The following is an 18,521-nucleotide window of genomic DNA, read 5'->3' as shown; positions in this document are numbered from 1 at the left end:
GTTGAGGTCTGGTTCGATGCAAAATACGAAGCAGACAAGAAAACTCCAAGGGAGGTCATGGTTCGATACTCGATCGACGGAAAGGAGCAGACGCCAATTAAGTATGTGAACACTCCTGACCTCAAGTCGGAAAGCAACCGCCCTCGCACTTACTCTGAGAGGTTTGGCCCAGGAGGAGCCGCTGCGGGCTTCGTTGCTGCGTCCGCAGTCAGTGGCATGGAGTCAACGGAAGAGGCTCCGGCACAGGAGATTCCGGGCGCCTTGGGGCGTCCTCCTACGTGATCGAAGGAATGAGAAGCCGGTGCACTCTCACTGGTAGACAAGGGTAAGCTACAGCCACTTCGGATGTCTCGTGGCGTGGAGTCCTTATTGAAGGTGCTTTTTCAGGTAAGTTCCTGTCAGCCCAGCACTGCATATAAGCATGGAATTGGAGAATACGTCATCAGTTCTGAAGAGCACTACGGCAGAGCTCAGGCTCAGCTGGCGATCGACCCTGATGCGGTCTTGTCGGAGACCCGGCAGGTGTGGGAGGAAGCGATGCTTTCCGCCTACTCCAAGGTCCGGGCGGTCGCGGACGCTATTGGTCGCGACTACCAGGTGCTGGACGATTTTCGTGTGCGGCTGACCGGACCCGCTCACCCTGATGCGGCGACTCTGCCTGAGGACTGGCTTCGGGCCTTCTACCTCACCATGGTCCTGCGCGACAGGAAACGCTGCCAGGACTTGTGCCGGATCGCACCAGGCATCGTCGCGCATGTGGCTCAGGACGGCACACCGAGGGGTAGTGCACGCAGTAGGAACTGGATCGACGCTCTCCAGTCCTACATCCTCGACATCCCCGGCTTCGTGCCTGTCATGAGGTTTCTGATGCGTAACACATGGGGTGATGATCCGTTTCTGCGGCGGCATGACACCACGGGCACTCTGCTGTCCACGATGAAGTTGTTGTTCGCCTTGGAGTGCTACGACCCTGAAGTCGTCGAGGAACACCTCACCGAGGCTCTGGCAATCTTCACTGCCTACCGCGACCAGGCTCGGGAAGCTCACCCGGAAGAGTCTGTGCCAGCGTTTCCTCTGGAACTGATCGCTCTGGCTTGCCGTGCCCAGGACATGGCTGAGCAGGATGAGGACTTCACTTTCGAGCTCACCTCGCCGCTGCTGCCCGCTGGCATCGTTCGTAATGCCTGGGCCCCTGACCACTGATCTTGGAGAGATGAGCCTGACTATGGAGCACAATCCTGAACGCCAGCACGAGCTCCTGCAACAGATCGGTGAGGGGGTTCTTGAAGCGGTCGGTGATGACTGGGAGAAGGTCTATCTGCGCTGGAGTGGCACGATCAGCATCAGCACGGTCGACTTCCAGGTCACCCGGCGTGATGGCCAGACTCAAAGGATCGACCTGCCCACGCACGTGGATGACCTCATCACCGAGCTGCGTACGGAGATGTACCGCGAGGACCTGGGGACCTGGTTCCTCTTCACCTTCACACTCACCCCGCCGGGTAGCTTCTCGGTCGATTACGACTACGATTCCAAGCCGGAATTCCCCTTCGAGTTGGACCCGGTCACCTACAACAACGACCTCAACCGTTTCCCTCGCGCCAGAGCGAACCACCCCGACTGGCTTTGGGAAGCACTCCTCGAAGCCGATCAGATTATTCGTGCTCGACGCGATGCCGAGAACACAGATTGAGTCAATCCATGATCATGGAACCTGAAGAGCGGAATCGCCTGCTGCAAAAAGTTGGATCGCTAATACTCGATAGCACCGAAAATGGGTGGCAGGAAATCGTCATGGACTTTGCAGCCTGTCATCGTCTAAGTACGTACTCGGTCGCCGCTGATTATCCTGACGGCTCTGTCACTGACCCAGATCTTCCTGATGAATTGATTGATTCTCTGAGGGGGCTTCGAGAGGGAATGCATCGGTCCCCTGCTGGAACTTGGTTCAGTCTTCGATATGCCATCACAAGTGAAAACCAGTTCCATGTGGACTATGAGTATGATGATAAGCCAGATTTTGGCTTCGAGATCGCCTTCAGTAATTTCTTGCGGGACTTGGAAAAATTCCCGCGTGACGAAGAAAATATTCCAGGCTGGCTTCGGGAGAAGCTCCTCCGGGCCGCTGCTGGAGAAAACTAATCAGGCGCATGAGACGCCCCGGCCAATTTGGATGGTCGAGGTACCCTTGGCCCGGGTGGTTCTCCAGGGCCCCGGAGTTCTCGCGGTTTGTCGGGGAAGTAACGAACGCCGGATCTACACCGCCTGTGAGGACATAACCGGGTTCTGACATGCAAAAACGGGCACGGGCCTGAAGGATCATGGAGTTGTCGAGACACCACTATCCGCAAGGCTCCGCACCCGCTGTGTCATCATCTCGCTCCCAAGGCGTTCTCACAACCGATCCCGCCGAACCGCTCACCCCGGACCTGATGGACCACCTGGCCACCATCGACGACCCCCGCCACCCACGCGGCCGCCGCTACCCCCTGACCGCCTTGCTCGCCCTGAGCGTGTGCGCTCTGACCACCACCGGCCACAACACCACCACAGCCATCACCGAATGGGCTCACAACGCACCCCCACCCATCCTCCTGCGCCTGGGGCTTCCCGTCTGCCCTTTCACAGGGCGGATTCACATCCCCGACGAGCGCACCCTGCGCGAGGTGCTCGCCCGCCTGGACCCCGCCCAACTCGCCCGGGCCGGCCTGGCCACCCTGGACACCCGCACCGGCCCACCACCCACACCCCACAGTGCGGCCCGCACCCCCGGCGGGGCACCCGAACGCGAACACCGCCGGTCCCACCGCACCCGCCAATGCCAGATGCCACCCCCACGGCTACGCCACACCGCCTACGCCGTGGACGGCAAGACCCAGCGCGGCGCCCGACCGCGCAAGGGCCGCGCTTCGATCTCGATGTCCTTGCACGCCGCCCGCCACCACGACGCCGCCGTGGCCGCCTGCACCCAGCTGGGCAACAAGAAGGGTGAGACCAGCGCCTTCACCGCCCTGCTCGACCAACTCCACGACACCGAGCTCCTGGGCGCGATCATCACCGCCGATGCCCTGCACACCGTGGCCGACCACGCCACCTACCTCCTTGAGCGCGGCGCCCACTACCTGATCTATGTCAAGGGCAACCGGCCCAGGCTGCACTCCCAGCTGTCCACTCTGCCCTGGTCACAGATACCGGTGGCCCACAGTCAGGGCCCCACCCACGCCCACGGACGCGAAGAACACCGGTCGGTGAAGGTCACCGCCGTGACGGGCCTGGCCTTTCCCGGGGCCCGACAGGTGGTGCGCATCGAGCGCCACCGCCGCGAGCACGGCAAGGCCCAGGGCAGCCGCGAGGTGGTCTTCGCCGTCACCGACCTGGACGCCCACCAGGTCTCGCCCGCGGAACTGGCGGCCCACGCTCGCGGTCATTGGACGGTGGAGAACCGGGTGCACTACGTGCGGGACGTGACCTTCAACGAAGACGCCCGGCGCACCCGCACCGGGGCGGCCCCGGTCGTGTTGGGTTGCTTGACCGACATCGTCCGCCAGGCGCTGAGCGCCGCGGGGTGGAAGAACACACAGTCCGGGCGCAGAGCCCACACAGGCAAGGACAAAGTCCTCGACCTACACGGCATCAGACGAACTCGGCCTGTATGGATCTAAACCGCGAGAACTCCGGGGCCCTGGGTGGTTCTCAGACCTGGTCGGCCCGGGCAGAGAAGAGCACTGTGACCCACTCCTGGCCGGGGAAGGTGAGGTGTCCGGCCTCGCGGTTCTGGGTGTCTCGGACTGCCGAGCCGTGAGGGGTGTCGGCGACCTCAACACAGTCGTTCGCAGTCGCACTGTAGGACGACTTGCGGAAAGTAAGCAGGTACTGATCTTTGAGTTTGCTCTTGACGGATCCGGGCGCCTGTCGTGTCATAAGGCATGGAGGTCCCCCAGAACCCTCGTACCCCGGAAGAACTCCACGACCGTCGAATGCTCGCCGCTGCCCTGTTCGAGGCCGGTCAGCACTCCAGGGCTCCGGCAAAGTCAGGTCTGTAGGAGTCTGAGTGGGCGAGCCTCGTCGCGGATCATGTGACGGTTGGCCTGGGCGATGTTGTCGAACCCGGCTGCTCGCAGCAGTCCGATCGCGGTGTTGCGCAGGGTCGCCATGACCTGGGGAGCGCTGCCCGTGCGCACTTGGGAGCGGTCCTCGTCGTAGGTCACATCCCGCACGTGATGGAGCTTGTTCTCGATCCCCCAGTGCTGGCGCACCCACCCGGACAGCACCAACGCAGGAGCAACGCGGTGGTCGGCCGAGGTGATCAGGTAGACGACCTCCACGCTCTTGCGTTTGGGTGAGCCCTTGGACTTCTTGCGCCAGGTGGTGCGGCGTAGCTGGGCGATCTGAGCGGCGCCTTCGAAGGTGACCCATGCCGGGACCTGGGCGGTCTTGATGGTGCGGGTCTCTTTGCGGCCGTGCCCGGTATCGCGTGTGGTGTGTGCGGGCACGTGCTTCCACGGCACCTTCTTGAGCTGGGCGTACAGGTTTTTGTTGTTGGCCTTGACTGTGAAGACGTAGTGGGCGCCCCCGGTCCGGATGGTGGTAGCGGTGTCGGTCTGGGTGTGCATCGCGTCAAGGGTGACGACCGCTCCGTCGATGTCCAGGAGGCCGAGCAGGTCCCGCACGGCGGGAATCTCGTTGCTTTTGGCGTCCACCGCGACCTGGCCCAGGGTGGTGGTGCAGGGTCCCGGCAAAGTCAGGTCTGTAGGAGTCTGAGGGGACGCCTCTCGTCGCGGATCATGTGGCGGTTGGCCTCGGCGATGTTGTCGAACCCAGCCTCTCGCAACAGCCCGATCGCGGTGTTGCGCAGGGTCGCCATGACCTGCGGAGCGCTGCCTGTGCGGACCTGGGAGCGGTCCTCGTCGTAGGTGACATCTCGCACGTGGTGGAGCTTGTTCTCGATGCCCCAGTGCTGGCGCACCCACCCGGCCAGCACCAACGCAGGCGCAGCGTGGTGGTCGGCCGAGGTGATCAGGTAAACGACCTCGACACTCTTGCGCTTGGGTGAGCCCTTGGACTTCTTGCGCCAGGTGGTCCGGCGTAGCTGAGCGACCTGAGCGGCGCCCTCGAAGGTGATCCACGCCGGGACCTGGGCGGCCTTGATCGTGCGGGTCTCCTTGCGGCCGTGCCCGCTATCGCGTGTGGTCTGTGCGGGCACGTGCTTCCAGGGCACCTTCTTGAGCTGGGAGTACAGGTGTTTGTTGTTGGCCTTGACCGTGAAGACGTAGTGGGCGCCCCGGTCCCGGATCGCGTGCGCGGTGTCGGTCTGGGTGTGCATCGCGTCGACCGTGACCACCGCACCGTTGATGTCGACGAACTGGAGCAGGTCTCGCACGGCGGGGATCTCGTTGGTCTTGGCGTTCACAGCGACCTGGCCCAGGGTGGTGGTGCCGCACAAGGCGGCTACCAGGTGCGGTGCCCGTTCGGTGCCCGCGCGCGCACCGCGGACGGTCTTGCCGTCCAAGGAGATGACGCGTAGCCCTTCGACCACTGCCACCCGGGTAGCGGCCCAGACCCCCAGCACGTGGTCGAGCAGGTCGGCGTCCAGACGGGCGAAGGTGCGGCGAAACGTCGCCTCATCAGCTGGGCCACGGACCATGCCCAGGGTGGTGAGTGTGTCGGTGGTGGTCTCGGCGGCCCACTGGCCGATCGCGGTGAACCCTTTGGCTCCGGCCAGGACCGCGCAGACCGCTACCGCGATCAGCGCGGCCAGCCGGTGGCGTCGTCCACGGGGTTTGCGCGGGTCAGCCACACAGGTCAGGACCTGGAGCAGGTGGTCCTGGCGGGAGACAGGTTCGACGATGAGCTCGCCGGGGTGAGACGATGGCATACGCGGGCGTGTTCCTCGGACCGATGGCAGCGTGAAGAACTTCCATCCAACCGGGTCGGACACGCCCGCTTTTGCTTGTTCGCCCTACGAAGAAGCAGGTCACACCCTTGCCGCCCGACTTTGCCGGAGCCCTGCCCCTTGAGCGCCCACGTGCGAGGGAACCCATCGTCAGCCCGGTGTACGACCTCGACCCTCACCCCAGCGATCCGACGCGCCCAGGACGCCAACCGCTCTCCGGCGTAACCCTGATCAGCCCAGATATGGTGCAATCGCGGCAGGGACGCCGCCGCCCGGGCCAACCACACTTTGGTGGATGGTGTCCCGCCGAGTGGCGTAACTTCGTTCGGCTCCTGGGTCTCAGAGGCAACAAGGCTCTGGTCAGCGCCTCATCCTTGTTCGAACAGCCGGTGTTCTTACACCACTTGATGGGACATGACCGAGACCGCAGGTCCCGACCACATCGTGGAGTGCGAACCGTATGCGGGGGAGCGCTGCTCCACGACATGGTCGGCCTGAGAAGCTCGTCGAGCCGCCACCTCGCGTGATTTAGGCGCTGTTCAAGAGCGAAACCCACTCCCGAGCGGGGAACACCAGGTACCCGGCTTCCCTGTTCTGGGTATCCCGGACAGCGGCACCCGTGGGGAGATCAGCGACCTCGACGCAGTCACGGTCCGTGCTGCTGTAGGAGGACTTCCGGAAGCGCGCGACCTCGACGCAGTTCTGCGGTTGGCTGTAACTGGACTTGTGGAAGGTGAGCTCTTCGGTTGGGAGGTGCATGTCTGAGCCCTTCGCTGGTGGGGGTAGGGGTGCTCAGTTACTCATGCGCACTCGTGCCCGCCGCTACGCCTCAGGATCAGAGGAAAACGTCCCGAACCCCTGACCGCCTGCGGCCCCTGTTGATCATGGAGGGCTACTTCCTGCCTGCCTGGCGCAGAGGTGTGGTCGAGTCGTTCTGGTGTATAAAGAGGCCCCGGTTTGGTGGCAGATTCAATGGGTCACCGGGGCCTCTGTGCGTATGCCTACCTCTTGGTACGCACACCAGTGAGGAGAGCTGCCCACTCCTGACCGGGGAAGGTGAGGTGTCCGGCCTCGCGGTTCTGGGTGTCTCGGACTGCCGCACCGTGAGGGGTGTCGGCGACCTCAACACAGTCGTTCGCAGTCGCACTGTAGGACGACTTGCGGAAAGTAAGCAGGTGGTCACTGTTCTGGTACACGATTGGCTTCCTACTCGTACTTCTTGATGATCTGGCCCATGCGATCAGCGCTCGCGTCCGGGTGAAGGGCCATCACACGGATGTCGTCCCAGGCATCTCGGTGTACCTGGAGCTCGTCCTCCTCCTCCAGATAGAGACCATCGGTGCGGGTCTCGATGTAAGTGATGGAGGGATCCAGGGGGTTAGCGAAATCCAGGATGGTGAAGCTTCCAGCCGTGCCTGGGTGCAGCCCCACCTCCAGCGGCAGCAGCTGGATTTTGATGTGGTCAGTGCTTTCCACCAGGTGAATGAGCCGCGAGATTTGCTCACGCATGACCTGCTTGTCGCCAGCAGGCCGAAGCAGCACGCTCTCGTCCAGAACGCACCAGACCTTCGGCGGGTCATCCTGGTCAAGGATCTCCTGTCGAACGAGTCGCGCCTGCACCACTCGATCGACCACTTGGGGCGACCGTGAACGACCGATTCGCGTCGACGCGGCCGCGTACTCCGGGGTCTGAAGCAGCCCATGTACCACCATGCTTTGGTACGTGGACACAGCAGAAGCCTCAGCCTCGAATCCCACATAGGCATCAGTGAACACGTCACCGTACCTGGTCCACCATCCCTTGACGCGCGACTGTTTGGCCAGCAGGACCAGCCCTTCAGTCACCTCGGGTGATGCCTGGTAGAGGTTGGCGAGCGCACGGATGATCACTGGATCCGGTCGCTTCCACTTGTTCTGCTCCATGTTAGTGAGGCGCCCACGGGACCATCCGAGCTTGTCACCAACCTGCTCGGCCGTCATGCGGGACTTTTCGCGCAAACGCCTCAATTCGGCCGAGAGGCGACGGCGCCTCACCGTGGGGCTCCAGCGGTCCGTCAAGGCGCGTGCTCCCTTGGTCTTCCTGTGGATACAGCGGTCAGTCTCGATGGTAGATCACCCGATTCGCGAAACTTTTGACGAGCGGATTTGGCCAATCCGAATCTTTGTATTGAAAGTTTGGCCGACAGGGGTCACTATAGGTGCACCAGAACTAGCGCGGAGTTGACCACCCGCATCCGAGCACCAGGAGTCCGCTATGGCGCGATACCTGAACTTGTCTGAGCTGGCGCATGTGCGCTGGTTGGCTTCCGAAGCGATGCGTTGCCGTCGCCCCCGTCGGGCCAACCGTGTCCGGGCCTACGCCCCTGCTCCCCGAAAACTGATCCTGGGGCAGCCCTCGTGCGCTCCCCGCCCGCCGCGAGTACCTGCGCCCCGGCGGCCGCTGGAGGCCGCACCCCTCCAGATCCTCCAGGCGGTCCTGTCCGGGCTGCGTCGGCTGGGGGTGGCCTTCTAATGGCCGACATCTACACCAGGGACCTGTTCACCGTTGTCGAGGAAGCCTTGCGGCCGCCCGCACAGCTGACCCCCTCCGAACTGGCCGAGTGGCACGCCCACACCCTGCGCAACCGGCTCCCCCTGATCCGGGAGGCGCTGCGGATCGCCAATGAGCAGGACGACACCGAGCTGGCCACTCTGCTCGTTGACCAGGCCATCTACGAGCACCCCGACCTGCCCGGCGTGGTCAGGGCGGTCGGGGGTGACGGGGCCCGCCTGCTCCTCTCTTCCCAGGCGGGTGTGTCCTCCTTTGAGGGGGAGCTGCCCATCCCCGAGCACGTGCTGTGCACGCTGCTCTACAAGCACTGGTGCATGACCATCGAGGGCAAGCCGCCCGAGGAGACCTTCATGGCCTTTCGCCCCTTCGGGTGGGCCGGTGAGGGCGACCCCGCAGAGCGGATCACCGCTTCCAGCCGCCACGAGCTCCTGCACCGGCTCTTCCACCGCCACCTGGTCAACGGCAACCCGGACGCCAACTGAGTCCAGCTCGCCCTCGAACCCCGCGCGCCCGCTGGCTCCCAAGGCCCGGCGGGCGCCCCCAGGCCCAGGTGCGATGGACAACCAAACGCCTTGTTCAGACCGCAACGTTCACGACGACATCCCGGACTAGCCACCCGTGAAACGTGGCAGCACGGCCACGGCCACGTGCCGTTACTGCGGGCACACCATCACCGCCACACGCTGAACCCTTCGAACAGTTCAGCGCCCACGAAAAAGCTCTGGCGGGTGCGACAACACCCCCAGAGCAGGCCGACAACCAACAACGGATTTCAACGAAAGCGAGTTGCCGACATGGCCATTGTGTCAAACATCCACGCCCCCACACCCCCGTTCGCGGGACGCCGCTGGTCCTCCCGCGCCTACCCGGGCGAGCTGGCCCAGACCGGGTGGGTGCGCGCGGACCTGGCCGCCGACCTGCACCGTCTGGCCGGACTGCCCACCGAGACCAGCGAGAACCTGGTGCTCTGCGCCAGCGAGATGTTTTCGAACGCGGTCGACCACAGCCTTTCGGGGGAAGACGTCGAGGGCCGGGTGATCCGGACCCTGCACATGCCCACCGCCTGCACGATTCAGGTCGCGATCGTTGATGACGGCCAGCGCACCGATGCCGTCGAGTTCCAGGCCCCCCAAACCCCACAGCACACCATCGAAGAGTGGGAGCAGGCCGAACGCGGCCGCGGCCTGCTGCTCATCGGCCACCTCGCCACCCGGTGGGGCACCCGGTCGGTGCTGGACTTCCCGTTCTGCCACGGGTTGGGCACCGTGAGCTGGGCCGAGTTCACCCTCCCCGAGCACACCACCCCGTGCGAGGTCGCCCGGTGATCGCTTCCCACCAGGTCAGTCCCGGGGTGCGGCAGAGGCTGACCGCACCCCGGGGCCACCGCTTCTCCCGCCCCGGTAGCAACCGCCCACCGGCCGTTCCGCCGGAGACCCATGAGCAACGCAGGGAACGGCTCCTGCGCCAGGTGCAGGGCAACCCCCGGGTGGCCCATATGCTCCAGCACGGCCCAACCCCGTACTGGTTCGAGGTGGCTCGCCAGCGACAGGAAAAGGAAGAGCGAGAAGCCCAGGCTCTGGAGACGGCCGTGGCTGAAGCGGAGGCGTTCCTCGCCGCGCAAACGGCCCCCGCACCGCCGCGCGGGCGCCACCGGGCACCCCGCCGGTGGTGGGCCTGGCCCGCCGCCGCTCTGGGCTCCGCGCTGCTGTTCGGGCTGACCGTCACCGAGGCCCTGGCCGAAGGTTTCGCGCAGAACGTGGGATTCCTACCCTGACCGGGAGCGAACCCACAGGGCTCCAAACAGACCCGCCAGAACAGCACCGAAGCCCAGCGCGAGGGTTCAGCGCCGGTCTCCGGCCCGGGTGAGAGGGAACCGCGGGAAGAGAGGTCTGAGCGGCCCGCCCGACCTCTTCCCGGTCAGGGCGGGGCAGCATCGGGGGACCCCGTCGGTTCGGTGCGGACGGCCGTCTCGGGGCGGGCAGGAGAACTCGGGGCGGGCACATGAAGGGGGCGGGGTCCCTTTCGGGTCCCCGCCCCCTGGTGTGCTCTCGGGTGCCTGGTCACTCGTCGCGGGTGCCGTAGCGGGCACGTTCCTCCTCCGCCCTCTGGGCCTGGGCACGGCCGACGGCGGCGTCGTACTCGGCGTCCTCCTCCATCGCGCGGTAGCGCGCGGGGTCGTACTCCCGCTGGCTGACGTCGGGCAGGACGCCCTCGTGGCGCAGGGCTCGGCCCGGACTGTGGTCCGGGGTGGCCGGGACCCGGCTGATCACCGCTGTGCGGCCGACCCCGCGCAGCAGCGAGGCGATGGCGACACCGCAGACCAGGTTGATCAGGCCCGTGGCCATCTGGCTGGAGAGCTCGGCGCCCTGGGTGAAAGGCGTGACCGCCGCGATTGCGGTGGCCAGGCCGACGATCCAGCCGAAGAACGAGAGCGCCCGGGGCGCGGACAGCAGCAACAGGTGCAGCAGCGCGGTCGCCAGGAGGGCGACCACACCCGCCAGGAGCGCGTAACCGACCGTTCCGGCGTCGCCCAGGTGTCCTGCCTCCTCCGGTGCCAGCACCGGGATGCCGAAGACCCCTCGGACCACCAGCGTTCCGGCGAAGATCACCAGGGCGGCGACGACCGCCGTGGCCAGGCCACCGGACCAGAGCCGGGTCACATTGACGGCTCGTTCACTTCCGTTTTCGTTCATACCGATATCCCCAAAATAGGGCTCGAACTCGGTCGTAGCCCACATACCCGCAGCTCCGCAGCGGTAATCCACGCGTGGAACACTGGGGGTATGGCTCCTTTCGCGCACGCGCGGGTCAATCTCGACGCGATCACCTCCAACGCCCGGCTGCTCCGTGAGCTGGCCGGGGGGACGCCCCTCATGGGCGTGGTCAAGGCCGACGGTTACGGTCACGGCATGCTGCCCGCCGCGCACGCCCTCATCGAGGGCGGAGCCACGTGGCTGGGGACCGCGTTCATCAAGGAAGGGCTGGAGCTGCGCCGGGCCGGGATCACCGTGCCCGTGCTGTCCTGGATCATCCCGCCGGGTGAGCCGGTGGGCGAGGCGATCGGGGCCGGCATCGACCTCGGGGTCAGCGACCTCGGCGTCCTGCGGGAGATCGTCGCCGAGGCCCGCCGTCTTGGCCGGCTCGCCCGGGTCCAGCTCAAGGCCGACACCGGCATGCACCGCGGCGGGGTCAACCAGACCGACTGGGAGTCGGTGGTCGGGGCCGCCGCGCGCGCGGAGGAGGAGGGGGTGCTGAAGGTCAGCGGGGTGTGGTCGCACTTCGCCTGCGCAGACGAGCCCGGACACCCCTCGATCCAGGCGCAGCTGGACGTCTTCCACGAGGCGCTGGAGGTTGTGGAGAAGGCGGGCCTGGCCCCCGAGGTCCGGCACATCGCCAACTCGGCCGCGCTGCTCACCCTCCCCGAAGCGCGGTTCGATCTGGTCCGCGGCGGAATCGCGAGTTACGGTCTATGCCCGATTCCCGGTTTTGACGTGCCCGGATTGCGCCCCGCGATGACCCTCGAATCGAAGGTCGCCCTCACCAAACGGGTCCCCGCGGGCAGCGGGGTCTCCTACGGGCACCGGTACTTCACCCGGAGCGAGACCACGCTGGCCCTGGTGCCGCTGGGCTACGCCGACGGAGTCCCCCGGGCCGCCACCAACAGGGGTCCCGTCCTGCTGGGAGGCACGCCACGCGTCATCGCGGGAACAGTCTGCATGGACCAGTTCGTTGTCGATGTGGGCGACGACCCGGTGAAGGCGGGGGAGTACGCGGTACTGTTCGGCGACCCGGGCGAGTACCAGGCCGTCCCCACCGCGGAGGACTGGGCCGAGGTCCTGGACACCATCCCGTACGAGATCGTCACGAGGGTCGGCGTCCGGGTGCCCCGCGAGTACGTCGGCGGGGCCTGACGCTCTCCCCGATATCGGTCACGAACCTGCTCCACCCGGCCTAACCTGGGTGAAGAGGGATCTTCGGCGCGCTCGTTCGCCGACCGGACCACCACACAGACAAATTGCGAGAGCGATGACAGACACCACAGCCACCACCACAGGCGCGTCCCGCGTCCACGCGGTCACCGCCGCGACGGACGAGGACATGCGCGTTCTGGGCCGTGACCTCGCCGCCCTCTCCCGCCCCGGGGACCTGCTCATCCTCTCCGGGCCGCTGGGCGCGGGCAAGACCACCTTCACCCAGGGCCTCGGGCAGGGCCTGGGCGTGCGCGGGTCGGTCACCTCGCCCACGTTCATCATCTCCAGGATCCACCCCTCCCTGACCGGCGGTCCCGCGCTCGTGCACGTGGACGCCTACCGGCTGGGCGGTCCGGACGAGATCGACGACATCGACCTGGACATGACCCTCCCCGAGTCCGTCACCGTCGTCGAGTGGGGCGAAGGAGTGGCTGAAGGGCTCTCCGACGACCGGCTGGAAATCCGGATCGAGCGCCACCCCGACGACACCCGCACCGTCCACCTGCGCCCCGTCGGCGCCCGGTGGGCCGACATCGACCTGCCCGGCACCGCCGCCGGGAACGGATAGGCGGAACTCCCGTGCTGCTCCTGGCCTTCGACACCGCGACCCCGGCGGTCACCGCCGCCATCGGGGAGACCACCCCCGACGGCGCCTTCACGCTGCGCGCCAGCGCGAGTTCGGTGGACGCACGACGCCACGGTGAACTCCTCACCCCCACCATTCAGGGCCTGCTCGACGAGGCGGGCCTGGCCCTGGGCGACCTCGACCACATCGCGGTCGGCATCGGCCCCGGCCCCTACACCGGGCTGCGGGTCGGCCTGGCCACCGGGTACGCCCTCGCCGACGCCCTGGGCATCCCCTGCCACGGGGTCACCACCCTGGACGCGCTGGCCTTCGCCACCAAGCGGACCGAGCCGTTCCTGGGGATGACCGACGCCCGCCGCAAGGAGGTGTTCTGGGCGCGCTACGACGACCACCTCACCCGTGTGGGCGAGGTCCGCGTCGACCGGCCCGCCGAGATCGACACCGAAGGGCTGCCGCTGGTCGGCGACGGCGTCCGGATGTACGCCGAGCCCCTGGGTGTCGGTTCGGACGCAGGGCCCGACACAGGGGACTTCGAGCCGCTCCACCCGGACGCGGCCGCCATGGCCGAACTCGCCCTGCTGCGCCTGCACCGCGGTGAGCGGCTGCCCGAACCCACCCCGCTCTACCTGCGCCGCCCCGACGCGGTCGAGCCCGGTGCCCCGAAGAAGGTTCGCCAGTGGGTGAAGTGACCACGCGGGCGCACCTGCGCCAGATGACCGGCGACGACGTCCCGGCCGTCCTGGAACTGGAACGCGCCCTGTTCCCGCTCGACGCCTGGAGCGAGGGCATGCTCCGCGACGAACTCGCCGAGACCGCCACCCGCCACTACGTCGTGGCCGAGGCGACCGAACCCGGCTCCGGCGCCGGGGGTCCGATCGTCGGCTACGCCGGGCTGCGGTTCGTCCCGCCAGAGGGGGATGTGCAGACCATGGCCGTCGCCGAAACCGCCTGGGGCCGCGGCATCGGCCGGGCACTGCTCACCGAACTCCTCGCCCAGGCCGAGGCGCGCGGTGTCACCCACATGTTCCTGGAGGTGCGCTCGGACAACCCGCGCGCCCAGGACCTGTACACACGCTTCGGCTTCGAGGCGATCGGCGTGCGCCGGGGCTATTACAACGGGGCGGACGCGATCGTCATGCGCCGCGTCGCGGCTGGAGAAGTCGCGGATGGAGAAGGGGAGGGGCAGCGATGAGTGAGCCGTTGATCCTGGGGATCGAGACGTCCTGTGACGAGACCGGTGTGGCACTGGTCCGCGGCTGTGAGCTGCTCGGCGACTCGGTCGCCTCCAGCGTCGACCAGCACGTGCGCTTCGGCGGCGTGGTGCCCGAGGTGGCCAGCCGCGCCCACCTGGAAGCCATGACACCCACCGTCCGCCGCGCCCTGGACAACGCCGGGGTGAAGCTTTCGGACGTCGACGCCGTCGCGGTCACCGCCGGACCCGGCCTGGCCGGAGCGCTCCTGGTGGGCGTCTCCGCCGCCAAGGCCTACGCGATGGCGCTCGGCAAACCGCTGTACGGGGTCAACCACCTGGTCGGGCACGTCGCCGTGGACCAGCTGGACCACGGGCCGCTGCCCAAGCCCTCGATCGCCCTCCTCGTCTCCGGCGGCCACACCTCGCTGCTGCTGGTCAACGACCTGGCCACCGACGTGACCTCGCTCGGCGACACCGTCGACGACGCCGCGGGCGAGGCCTACGACAAGGTCGCGCGGCTGCTGGAACTGCCCTACCCGGGCGGTCCGCCCATCGACCAGGCCGCCCAGCGGGGCAACCCGAAGTCGATCCGCTTCCCGCGCGGCAAGTGGGGTGACGGCACCTACGACTTCTCCTTCTCCGGCCTGAAGACCGCCGTGGCCCGTCACGTCGAGGACTCCGAACGCCGCGGCGACCCGCTGGTGGTGGCCGACATCGCCGCCGCCTTCCAGGAGTCGGTGGTGGACGTGCTCACCCGCAAGGCGGTCGACGCCTGCGTGGAGCACGGGGTGAGCACCCTGGTGATCAGCGGCGGAGTGGCGGCCAACTCGGCCCTGCGGGCCCTGGCCCAGCAGCGCTGCCAGGAGGCGGGCATCGAACTCCGCGTCCCGCGTCCGCGCCTGTGCACGGACAACGGCGCGATGATCGCCGCCCTGGGCGCCGAGGTGGTCGCAGCCGGGCTGCCGCCCTCGGCCCTGGACCTGGCCACGGACACCTCGCTGCCGGTGGGGTCCCCGCTGGCCGTGTAGCCGCACCGCTTTCCTCGGGCCCCGCCACCCGTCGCCGGATCCCGGCAGCGGGGGCGGGGCCCGCCGGGTGTGAACTGGCCCCCTTTCCTTCGTGCACGGGCTCGGGCCAAGGACGGCTCCGCCTGTTCGCTTTTCCGCTGCCTGCCCACCGCTGACCGCCCCGGCTGCCCCTGGTTCCCGCTCCGCCTACGCCTCGTCTCCGCGGCCCTTGCTTCTGCCCTCCGATGACCGGAAAGCGGACCGGCTCAAGGAAAGGTGGGGATCAAGGCACTAGAACGAGGCTCGGTTTCTGTGGTTGGCTGCGGGTATGTTCGCCATCACCGCAGCACGTATCTCGTTCGACGACCCCCTGTCCGGTTTGGAGGCGGGTGAGCGCCCCGAGCCCGAGCCCCGGGAGGGCTGGACGACCGTCAGGGTGAAGGCCGCCTCGCTCAACCACCACGACCTCTGGAGCCTGCGCGGCATCGCGCTGGGCCAGGACAAGCTGCCGATGATCCTGGGCGGGGACGCCGCCGGGATCGACGAGGACGGCAACGAGGTCATCGTGCACGGCGTGGTGACCGAACCCGCTGAGCCGGGTCGCTCGCCGCGGTTCTCCCTGCTCTCGGAGATCCACGACGGGACCCTCGCGGAGAAGGTGCTGGTGCCCAGGGAGAACCTGCTGCCCAAACCCCCGGAACTCTCCTTCGAGGAGGCCGCCTGCCTGCCGACCGCCTGGCTGACCGCGTACAGCATGCTTTTCGGTAAGACCGACCTGCGACCGGGTTCCACCGTCCTGGTGCAGGGTGCCGGGGGAGGGGTCTCGGCGGCGCTGATCGCGCTGGCCGCCCGGGTCGGACACCGGGTGTACGTCACCAGCCGCAGCGAGGACAAGCGGGCCAGGGCCCTGGAACTGGGCGCCTACGCGGCGGTGCCCTCCGGGGAGCGTCTGCCCGAGCGGGTGGACGTGGTCTTCGACTCGGTCGGCCAGGCCACCTGGAAGCACTCGGTCCGTTCGCTCAAGCCCGGCGGCGCCATCGTCACCTGCGGCGCGACCAGTGGTGACGCCCCCTCCGCCGAGCTCACCCGGGTGTTCTTCCTCCAGTTGCGGGTGCTGGGCTCCACCATGGGCACCAAGGAGGAGTTGGCCGCCCTCACCGAGATGTGCGTGCGCACCGGCCTGCGCCCCCGGATCGACCGGGTGCTGCCCCTCAGGGACGCCCGCGAGGCCTTCCGCGTGATGGCCGCCGGGGAGCACTTCGGCAAGATCGTGCTGGTGCCCTGAGCTCCCCGGCTCCCTCCTGACCCCTGTGGTGGTGCCGGTCTCCGGTGCCGCCACAGTCCTTGTCCGGCCAGGTTCGGCCATGGGTGGAACCCATCGTGGCCGGTACCTGGCGCATGCCCGCCTGCTCCAGCGAGGAGGACGTCGGAGGCGCGGGCACCGGAGCGGTGGTCCGGTTCGACCCTGCCGCTCCGGTCCCCGTCGTGCGGGCCGGCCGTCAGCGCCCGTCGACGACCTTCACCGTGACGTCCTCCACCCTGCCGTGCCCGGCGAATCCGTCGACGGAGGCGGCGATGTCCTGGTGGGAGGTCTTGGTCGTGACCGTGTTGCTCGAACCGGCGAGCCAGGGCACGTCCCAGCTGATGGTCACGGTCGCCTCCGCGTCGTCACCGATCTGGTAGACCACCTGGCCCTGGGTGCCGGTGGCGGTGTCGGACTTGCCGCTGCTGCGGAAGGCGAGGACGGTCTCCTTGGAGGGCACGTCCACGGGGTAGTGGTTGGGCGGGTCGTACCACTTTCCGTGGTCCAGGCTCTCCGACTGGACCTTGAGGGTCTGCTTGGTGCGGTTGTTGATGTGGCAGATCATTTGCAGGCTGTCAGCCAAAACGCGCTCCTGTCGCCCTGTGTATAAAAGGGGGTGAGTGGAATGACTTTTTGCTTCGCCATCCGATTAGAAGGTAACAAGACATGTTTTGAATGCGCAAGGCCGAGGGGATTTTAACTTGGGCAACCCTGGCCACAGGAGAAGGGTTTTCCTGTTTTATTGTGCAAGGTGGAAAATTCGCCCATACGGGACCTTCTGGAAGTTTTTTATTTCCGTTTAGTTCGGTCTCTGGCTGGAGAAGATGCTGGTGTGGAAGGACTCTGGCTCCCCTCTGTTTCAGGAAAGGTGTCTCCCATGGCCCATCGTGTGCCCCAGGCGGGAAAGGTCTACAAAGTCCGGAACCTGAGCTCGCCGGAGGGGGTCGGCTTGTGTCTCGAGGAGGATTCCCCGGAGAACTACAATCACTTCTATTTCCTCGGCGACGGTGGTGGCGGAATCGGTCGCTGGTGGATCGCCTGTCGAAGTCTGGTCAATGTCAGTTCACTGAAGGACCTACGCGCGAAGCCGGAATTCACAGCTCCGGAGTCATCGAAACGTCCGGCGGCCGACTGGGTCTGGGAGATCCGGGAGGAGAACGGCCATCACCTGATCCGGCACGTCGACACCGATCGGTACGCGGCGGCGACCAGGGACGGGGACCCGATCCTCATCGACCAGCGCTCTCCGGAGAGCAGGGACCTGTGGACGCTGGAAGCCGTGGACGAGTTCGCGAAGATCACCGGGCTCGACGACACCAGCCACAACTCGGCGAGCCTGGAGACCCCGGCGCTCGACTCGATGTCCAAGCCGCCGGAACAGACCGAGCGGAAGTTCATCGGTCAGGCGGCGATCCCCTGGTTCCTGGTCCGCAAGGACCCCGCGCACGGCCACGACAAGGCGTGGATCGGGGAACACAGCCCCTACTACGTCCTGCGCCGGTACTCCCGCTGGGCCCTCAAGGACTGGAACACCGTCGGGGCCCACGGCGGCAGCAAGTACTCGGTGGAGATCACGTACGGCCTGAGCACGGAGGACAAACGGGAGGTCGAGAACACCCTCAACATCGGCGTGAGTGCCGAGGCGGGACTGACCGTGGAGGGCGCCAGCGCCTCGATCAAGGCGGAGCTGTCCGCGGGGCTCCGGGTGACGGTGAGCGAGGCCCGGACGACTTCCTACAGCCGCAAGACCGTGTTCGAGCGCTCCCACCCGAGCGTGGACTACGACTGGGCGCTGGCGCTGTGGCACCGACTCGACCAGTACGAGCTGTACCGGGCCAACGGGGACTACGTCATGGGCTGGGACGTGCTGTGCGAGAAGGAGAAGGTCGAACGGACCTACCCGCCCGAGCCGCGCGGCACGCACAAGGCCGACCGGGCAGCCTGAGCGGAGGCGGCTGAGCGGGGCGCCAGCGGGAAACGCGAGCTGGCCAGGCGAAGGGGCCCGGGCGTCGGGGGGA

The 18,521-nt window shown here is 66.9% G+C and carries 23 protein-coding genes; 15 read left to right on the top strand and 8 right to left on the bottom strand.

Features of this window, described 5'->3' with window-relative positions; all coding sequences use genetic code 11:
* The first annotated feature begins 345 nt into the window (after positions 1 to 345).
* The 4 genes from NE857_RS29790 (at position 346) to NE857_RS29775 (ending at position 3,662) form a co-directional block, all read left to right on the top strand.
* On the top strand, positions 346 to 1,203 hold the full coding sequence (locus NE857_RS29790) for an immunity 49 family protein (RefSeq protein ID WP_254418624.1): 858 nt from the start codon (positions 346 to 348) through the stop codon (positions 1,201 to 1,203).
* Between the two features lie 10 nt (positions 1,204 to 1,213).
* Positions 1,214 to 1,693, top strand: a complete 480-nt coding sequence (locus NE857_RS29785) for an immunity protein YezG family protein (protein ID WP_254418623.1) — start codon at positions 1,214 to 1,216, stop codon at positions 1,691 to 1,693.
* An 8-nt stretch (positions 1,694 to 1,701) separates the two neighbouring features.
* Positions 1,702 to 2,142, top strand: a complete 441-nt coding sequence (locus NE857_RS29780; protein WP_254418622.1) for a hypothetical protein — start codon at positions 1,702 to 1,704, stop codon at positions 2,140 to 2,142.
* A 290-nt stretch (positions 2,143 to 2,432) separates the two neighbouring features.
* The gene (locus tag NE857_RS29775; protein WP_184371513.1) at positions 2,433 to 3,662 is read left to right on the top strand and encodes an ISAs1 family transposase; all 1,230 of its coding nucleotides are present in this window, start codon (positions 2,433 to 2,435) and stop codon (positions 3,660 to 3,662) included.
* Positions 3,663 to 3,693: 31 nt separating this feature from the next.
* Here NE857_RS29775 and NE857_RS29770 read toward each other — a convergent pair whose 3' ends face one another.
* The 6 genes from NE857_RS29770 to NE857_RS29745 all read right to left on the bottom strand — a co-directional run bounded on the left by NE857_RS29770 (position 3,694) and on the right by NE857_RS29745 (position 7,927).
* Complete coding sequence (locus NE857_RS29770; protein WP_254418621.1) at positions 3,694 to 3,921, bottom strand: DUF397 domain-containing protein; 228 nt, start codon at positions 3,919 to 3,921, stop codon at positions 3,694 to 3,696.
* A 110-nt stretch (positions 3,922 to 4,031) separates the two neighbouring features.
* Entirely contained in the window at positions 4,032 to 4,739 is a 708-nt protein-coding gene (locus NE857_RS29765) for an ISAs1 family transposase (RefSeq protein WP_254418620.1), read from the bottom strand.
* A 2-nt stretch (positions 4,740 to 4,741) separates the two neighbouring features.
* Positions 4,742 to 5,875: an ISAs1 family transposase gene (locus NE857_RS29760; RefSeq protein WP_254418619.1), complete on the bottom strand. Its 1,134-nt coding sequence runs from the start codon at positions 5,873 to 5,875 to the stop codon at positions 4,742 to 4,744.
* Positions 5,876 to 6,421: 546 nt separating this feature from the next.
* Positions 6,422 to 6,652, bottom strand: coding sequence for a DUF397 domain-containing protein (locus NE857_RS29755; protein ID WP_254418618.1), 231 nt, complete (start codon positions 6,650 to 6,652; stop codon positions 6,422 to 6,424).
* Between the two features lie 242 nt (positions 6,653 to 6,894).
* Positions 6,895 to 7,089, bottom strand: coding sequence for a DUF397 domain-containing protein (locus tag NE857_RS29750; protein ID WP_254418617.1), 195 nt, complete (start codon positions 7,087 to 7,089; stop codon positions 6,895 to 6,897).
* Positions 7,090 to 7,099: 10 nt separating this feature from the next.
* The gene (locus tag NE857_RS29745; RefSeq protein ID WP_301184369.1) at positions 7,100 to 7,927 is read right to left on the bottom strand and encodes a helix-turn-helix domain-containing protein; all 828 of its coding nucleotides are present in this window, start codon (positions 7,925 to 7,927) and stop codon (positions 7,100 to 7,102) included.
* Positions 7,928 to 8,147: 220 nt separating this feature from the next.
* On the opposite strand from NE857_RS29745, the gene NE857_RS29740 reads away from it, so the two are divergent.
* The 4 genes from NE857_RS29740 to NE857_RS29725 all read left to right on the top strand — a co-directional run bounded on the left by NE857_RS29740 (position 8,148) and on the right by NE857_RS29725 (position 10,218).
* Entirely contained in the window at positions 8,148 to 8,405 is a 258-nt protein-coding gene (locus tag NE857_RS29740; protein ID WP_254418615.1) for a hypothetical protein, read from the top strand.
* Entirely contained in the window at positions 8,405 to 8,926 is a 522-nt protein-coding gene (locus tag NE857_RS29735; protein WP_254418614.1) for a hypothetical protein, read from the top strand. The genes NE857_RS29740 and NE857_RS29735 overlap by 1 nt, the downstream gene beginning before the upstream one ends.
* A gap of 312 nt (positions 8,927 to 9,238) precedes the next feature.
* A complete protein-coding gene (locus NE857_RS29730) occupies positions 9,239 to 9,769 on the top strand; it encodes an ATP-binding protein (RefSeq protein ID WP_254418613.1) in 531 nt (176 codons plus the stop codon).
* Positions 9,766 to 10,218 carry a hypothetical protein gene (locus NE857_RS29725; protein WP_254418612.1) on the top strand — a complete coding sequence of 151 codons (453 nt, stop codon included), beginning with the start codon at positions 9,766 to 9,768 and terminating at the stop codon, positions 10,216 to 10,218. The genes NE857_RS29730 and NE857_RS29725 overlap by 4 nt, the downstream gene beginning before the upstream one ends.
* Positions 10,219 to 10,504: 286 nt before the next feature.
* On the opposite strand, the gene NE857_RS29720 is transcribed toward NE857_RS29725, so the two are convergent.
* Positions 10,505 to 11,137: a DUF6069 family protein gene (locus tag NE857_RS29720; protein WP_254418611.1), complete on the bottom strand. Its 633-nt coding sequence runs from the start codon at positions 11,135 to 11,137 to the stop codon at positions 10,505 to 10,507.
* A 90-nt stretch (positions 11,138 to 11,227) separates the two neighbouring features.
* Between NE857_RS29720 and alr the strand changes: the two genes are divergently transcribed.
* The 6 genes from alr to NE857_RS29690 all read left to right on the top strand — a co-directional run bounded on the left by alr (position 11,228) and on the right by NE857_RS29690 (position 16,485).
* Positions 11,228 to 12,355, top strand: a complete 1,128-nt coding sequence (gene alr / locus NE857_RS29715) for an alanine racemase (RefSeq protein WP_254418610.1) — start codon at positions 11,228 to 11,230, stop codon at positions 12,353 to 12,355.
* Between the two features lie 115 nt (positions 12,356 to 12,470).
* Positions 12,471 to 12,983 carry a tRNA (adenosine(37)-N6)-threonylcarbamoyltransferase complex ATPase subunit type 1 TsaE gene (gene tsaE / locus NE857_RS29710; RefSeq protein WP_254418609.1) on the top strand — a complete coding sequence of 171 codons (513 nt, stop codon included), beginning with the start codon at positions 12,471 to 12,473 and terminating at the stop codon, positions 12,981 to 12,983.
* 11 nt (positions 12,984 to 12,994) lie between these two features.
* Positions 12,995 to 13,690, top strand: a complete 696-nt coding sequence (gene tsaB, locus NE857_RS29705; protein WP_254418608.1) for a tRNA (adenosine(37)-N6)-threonylcarbamoyltransferase complex dimerization subunit type 1 TsaB — start codon at positions 12,995 to 12,997, stop codon at positions 13,688 to 13,690.
* A gap of 23 nt (positions 13,691 to 13,713) precedes the next feature.
* Positions 13,714 to 14,193: a ribosomal protein S18-alanine N-acetyltransferase gene (gene rimI / locus NE857_RS29700; protein WP_254422144.1), complete on the top strand. Its 480-nt coding sequence runs from the start codon at positions 13,714 to 13,716 to the stop codon at positions 14,191 to 14,193.
* On the top strand, positions 14,190 to 15,221 hold the full coding sequence (gene tsaD / locus NE857_RS29695; protein ID WP_254418607.1) for a tRNA (adenosine(37)-N6)-threonylcarbamoyltransferase complex transferase subunit TsaD: 1,032 nt from the start codon (positions 14,190 to 14,192) through the stop codon (positions 15,219 to 15,221). Before rimI ends, tsaD begins: the two co-directional genes overlap by 4 nt.
* A 307-nt stretch (positions 15,222 to 15,528) precedes the next feature.
* Positions 15,529 to 16,485, top strand: a complete 957-nt coding sequence (locus NE857_RS29690) for a zinc-binding dehydrogenase (RefSeq protein ID WP_254418606.1) — start codon at positions 15,529 to 15,531, stop codon at positions 16,483 to 16,485.
* Positions 16,486 to 16,699: 214 nt separating this feature from the next.
* Here NE857_RS29690 and NE857_RS29685 read toward each other — a convergent pair whose 3' ends face one another.
* The gene (locus tag NE857_RS29685) at positions 16,700 to 17,086 is read right to left on the bottom strand and encodes an aegerolysin family protein (RefSeq protein WP_254418605.1); all 387 of its coding nucleotides are present in this window, start codon (positions 17,084 to 17,086) and stop codon (positions 16,700 to 16,702) included.
* A gap of 294 nt (positions 17,087 to 17,380) precedes the next feature.
* Here NE857_RS29685 and NE857_RS29680 point away from each other — a divergent pair, with 294 nt between their 5' ends.
* Positions 17,381 to 18,448: a hypothetical protein gene (locus NE857_RS29680; RefSeq protein WP_254418604.1), complete on the top strand. Its 1,068-nt coding sequence runs from the start codon at positions 17,381 to 17,383 to the stop codon at positions 18,446 to 18,448.
* Positions 18,449 to 18,521 lie beyond the last annotated feature (73 nt).

This window comes from Nocardiopsis exhalans, from assembly GCF_024134545.1.
In the GTDB taxonomy this organism is placed as follows: Bacteria; Actinomycetota; Actinomycetes; order Streptosporangiales; family Streptosporangiaceae; genus Nocardiopsis; species Nocardiopsis exhalans.
This window is presented reverse-complemented; position numbering and strand designations above follow the sequence as displayed.

Excerpts from the sequence above, each read along its gene's own strand:
- rimI (WP_254422144.1), top strand. The coding sequence starts at position 13,714 with ATGACCGGCGACGACGTCCCGGCCGTCCTGGAACTGGAACGCGCCCTG.
- NE857_RS29780 (WP_254418622.1), top strand. The coding sequence starts at position 1,702 with ATGATCATGGAACCTGAAGAGCGGAATCGCCTGCTGCAAAAAGTTGGA.
- NE857_RS29720 (WP_254418611.1), bottom strand. The coding sequence starts at position 11,137 with ATGAACGAAAACGGAAGTGAACGAGCCGTCAATGTGACCCGGCTCTGG.
- NE857_RS29790 (WP_254418624.1), top strand. The coding sequence starts at position 346 with ATGTCTCGTGGCGTGGAGTCCTTATTGAAGGTGCTTTTTCAGGTAAGT.
- NE857_RS29755 (WP_254418618.1), bottom strand. The coding sequence starts at position 6,652 with ATGCACCTCCCAACCGAAGAGCTCACCTTCCACAAGTCCAGTTACAGC.
- alr (WP_254418610.1), top strand. The coding sequence starts at position 11,228 with ATGGCTCCTTTCGCGCACGCGCGGGTCAATCTCGACGCGATCACCTCC.
- NE857_RS29690 (WP_254418606.1), top strand. The coding sequence starts at position 15,529 with ATGTTCGCCATCACCGCAGCACGTATCTCGTTCGACGACCCCCTGTCC.
- tsaD (WP_254418607.1), top strand. The coding sequence starts at position 14,190 with ATGAGTGAGCCGTTGATCCTGGGGATCGAGACGTCCTGTGACGAGACC.
- tsaE (WP_254418609.1), top strand. The coding sequence starts at position 12,471 with ATGACAGACACCACAGCCACCACCACAGGCGCGTCCCGCGTCCACGCG.
- NE857_RS29680 (WP_254418604.1), top strand. The coding sequence starts at position 17,381 with ATGGCCCATCGTGTGCCCCAGGCGGGAAAGGTCTACAAAGTCCGGAAC.
- NE857_RS29770 (WP_254418621.1), bottom strand. The coding sequence starts at position 3,921 with ATGACACGACAGGCGCCCGGATCCGTCAAGAGCAAACTCAAAGATCAG.
- NE857_RS29740 (WP_254418615.1), top strand. The coding sequence starts at position 8,148 with ATGGCGCGATACCTGAACTTGTCTGAGCTGGCGCATGTGCGCTGGTTG.
- NE857_RS29730 (WP_254418613.1), top strand. The coding sequence starts at position 9,239 with ATGGCCATTGTGTCAAACATCCACGCCCCCACACCCCCGTTCGCGGGA.
- NE857_RS29785 (WP_254418623.1), top strand. The coding sequence starts at position 1,214 with ATGAGCCTGACTATGGAGCACAATCCTGAACGCCAGCACGAGCTCCTG.
- NE857_RS29735 (WP_254418614.1), top strand. The coding sequence starts at position 8,405 with ATGGCCGACATCTACACCAGGGACCTGTTCACCGTTGTCGAGGAAGCC.
- NE857_RS29760 (WP_254418619.1), bottom strand. The coding sequence starts at position 5,875 with ATGCCATCGTCTCACCCCGGCGAGCTCATCGTCGAACCTGTCTCCCGC.
- NE857_RS29775 (WP_184371513.1), top strand. The coding sequence starts at position 2,433 with ATGGACCACCTGGCCACCATCGACGACCCCCGCCACCCACGCGGCCGC.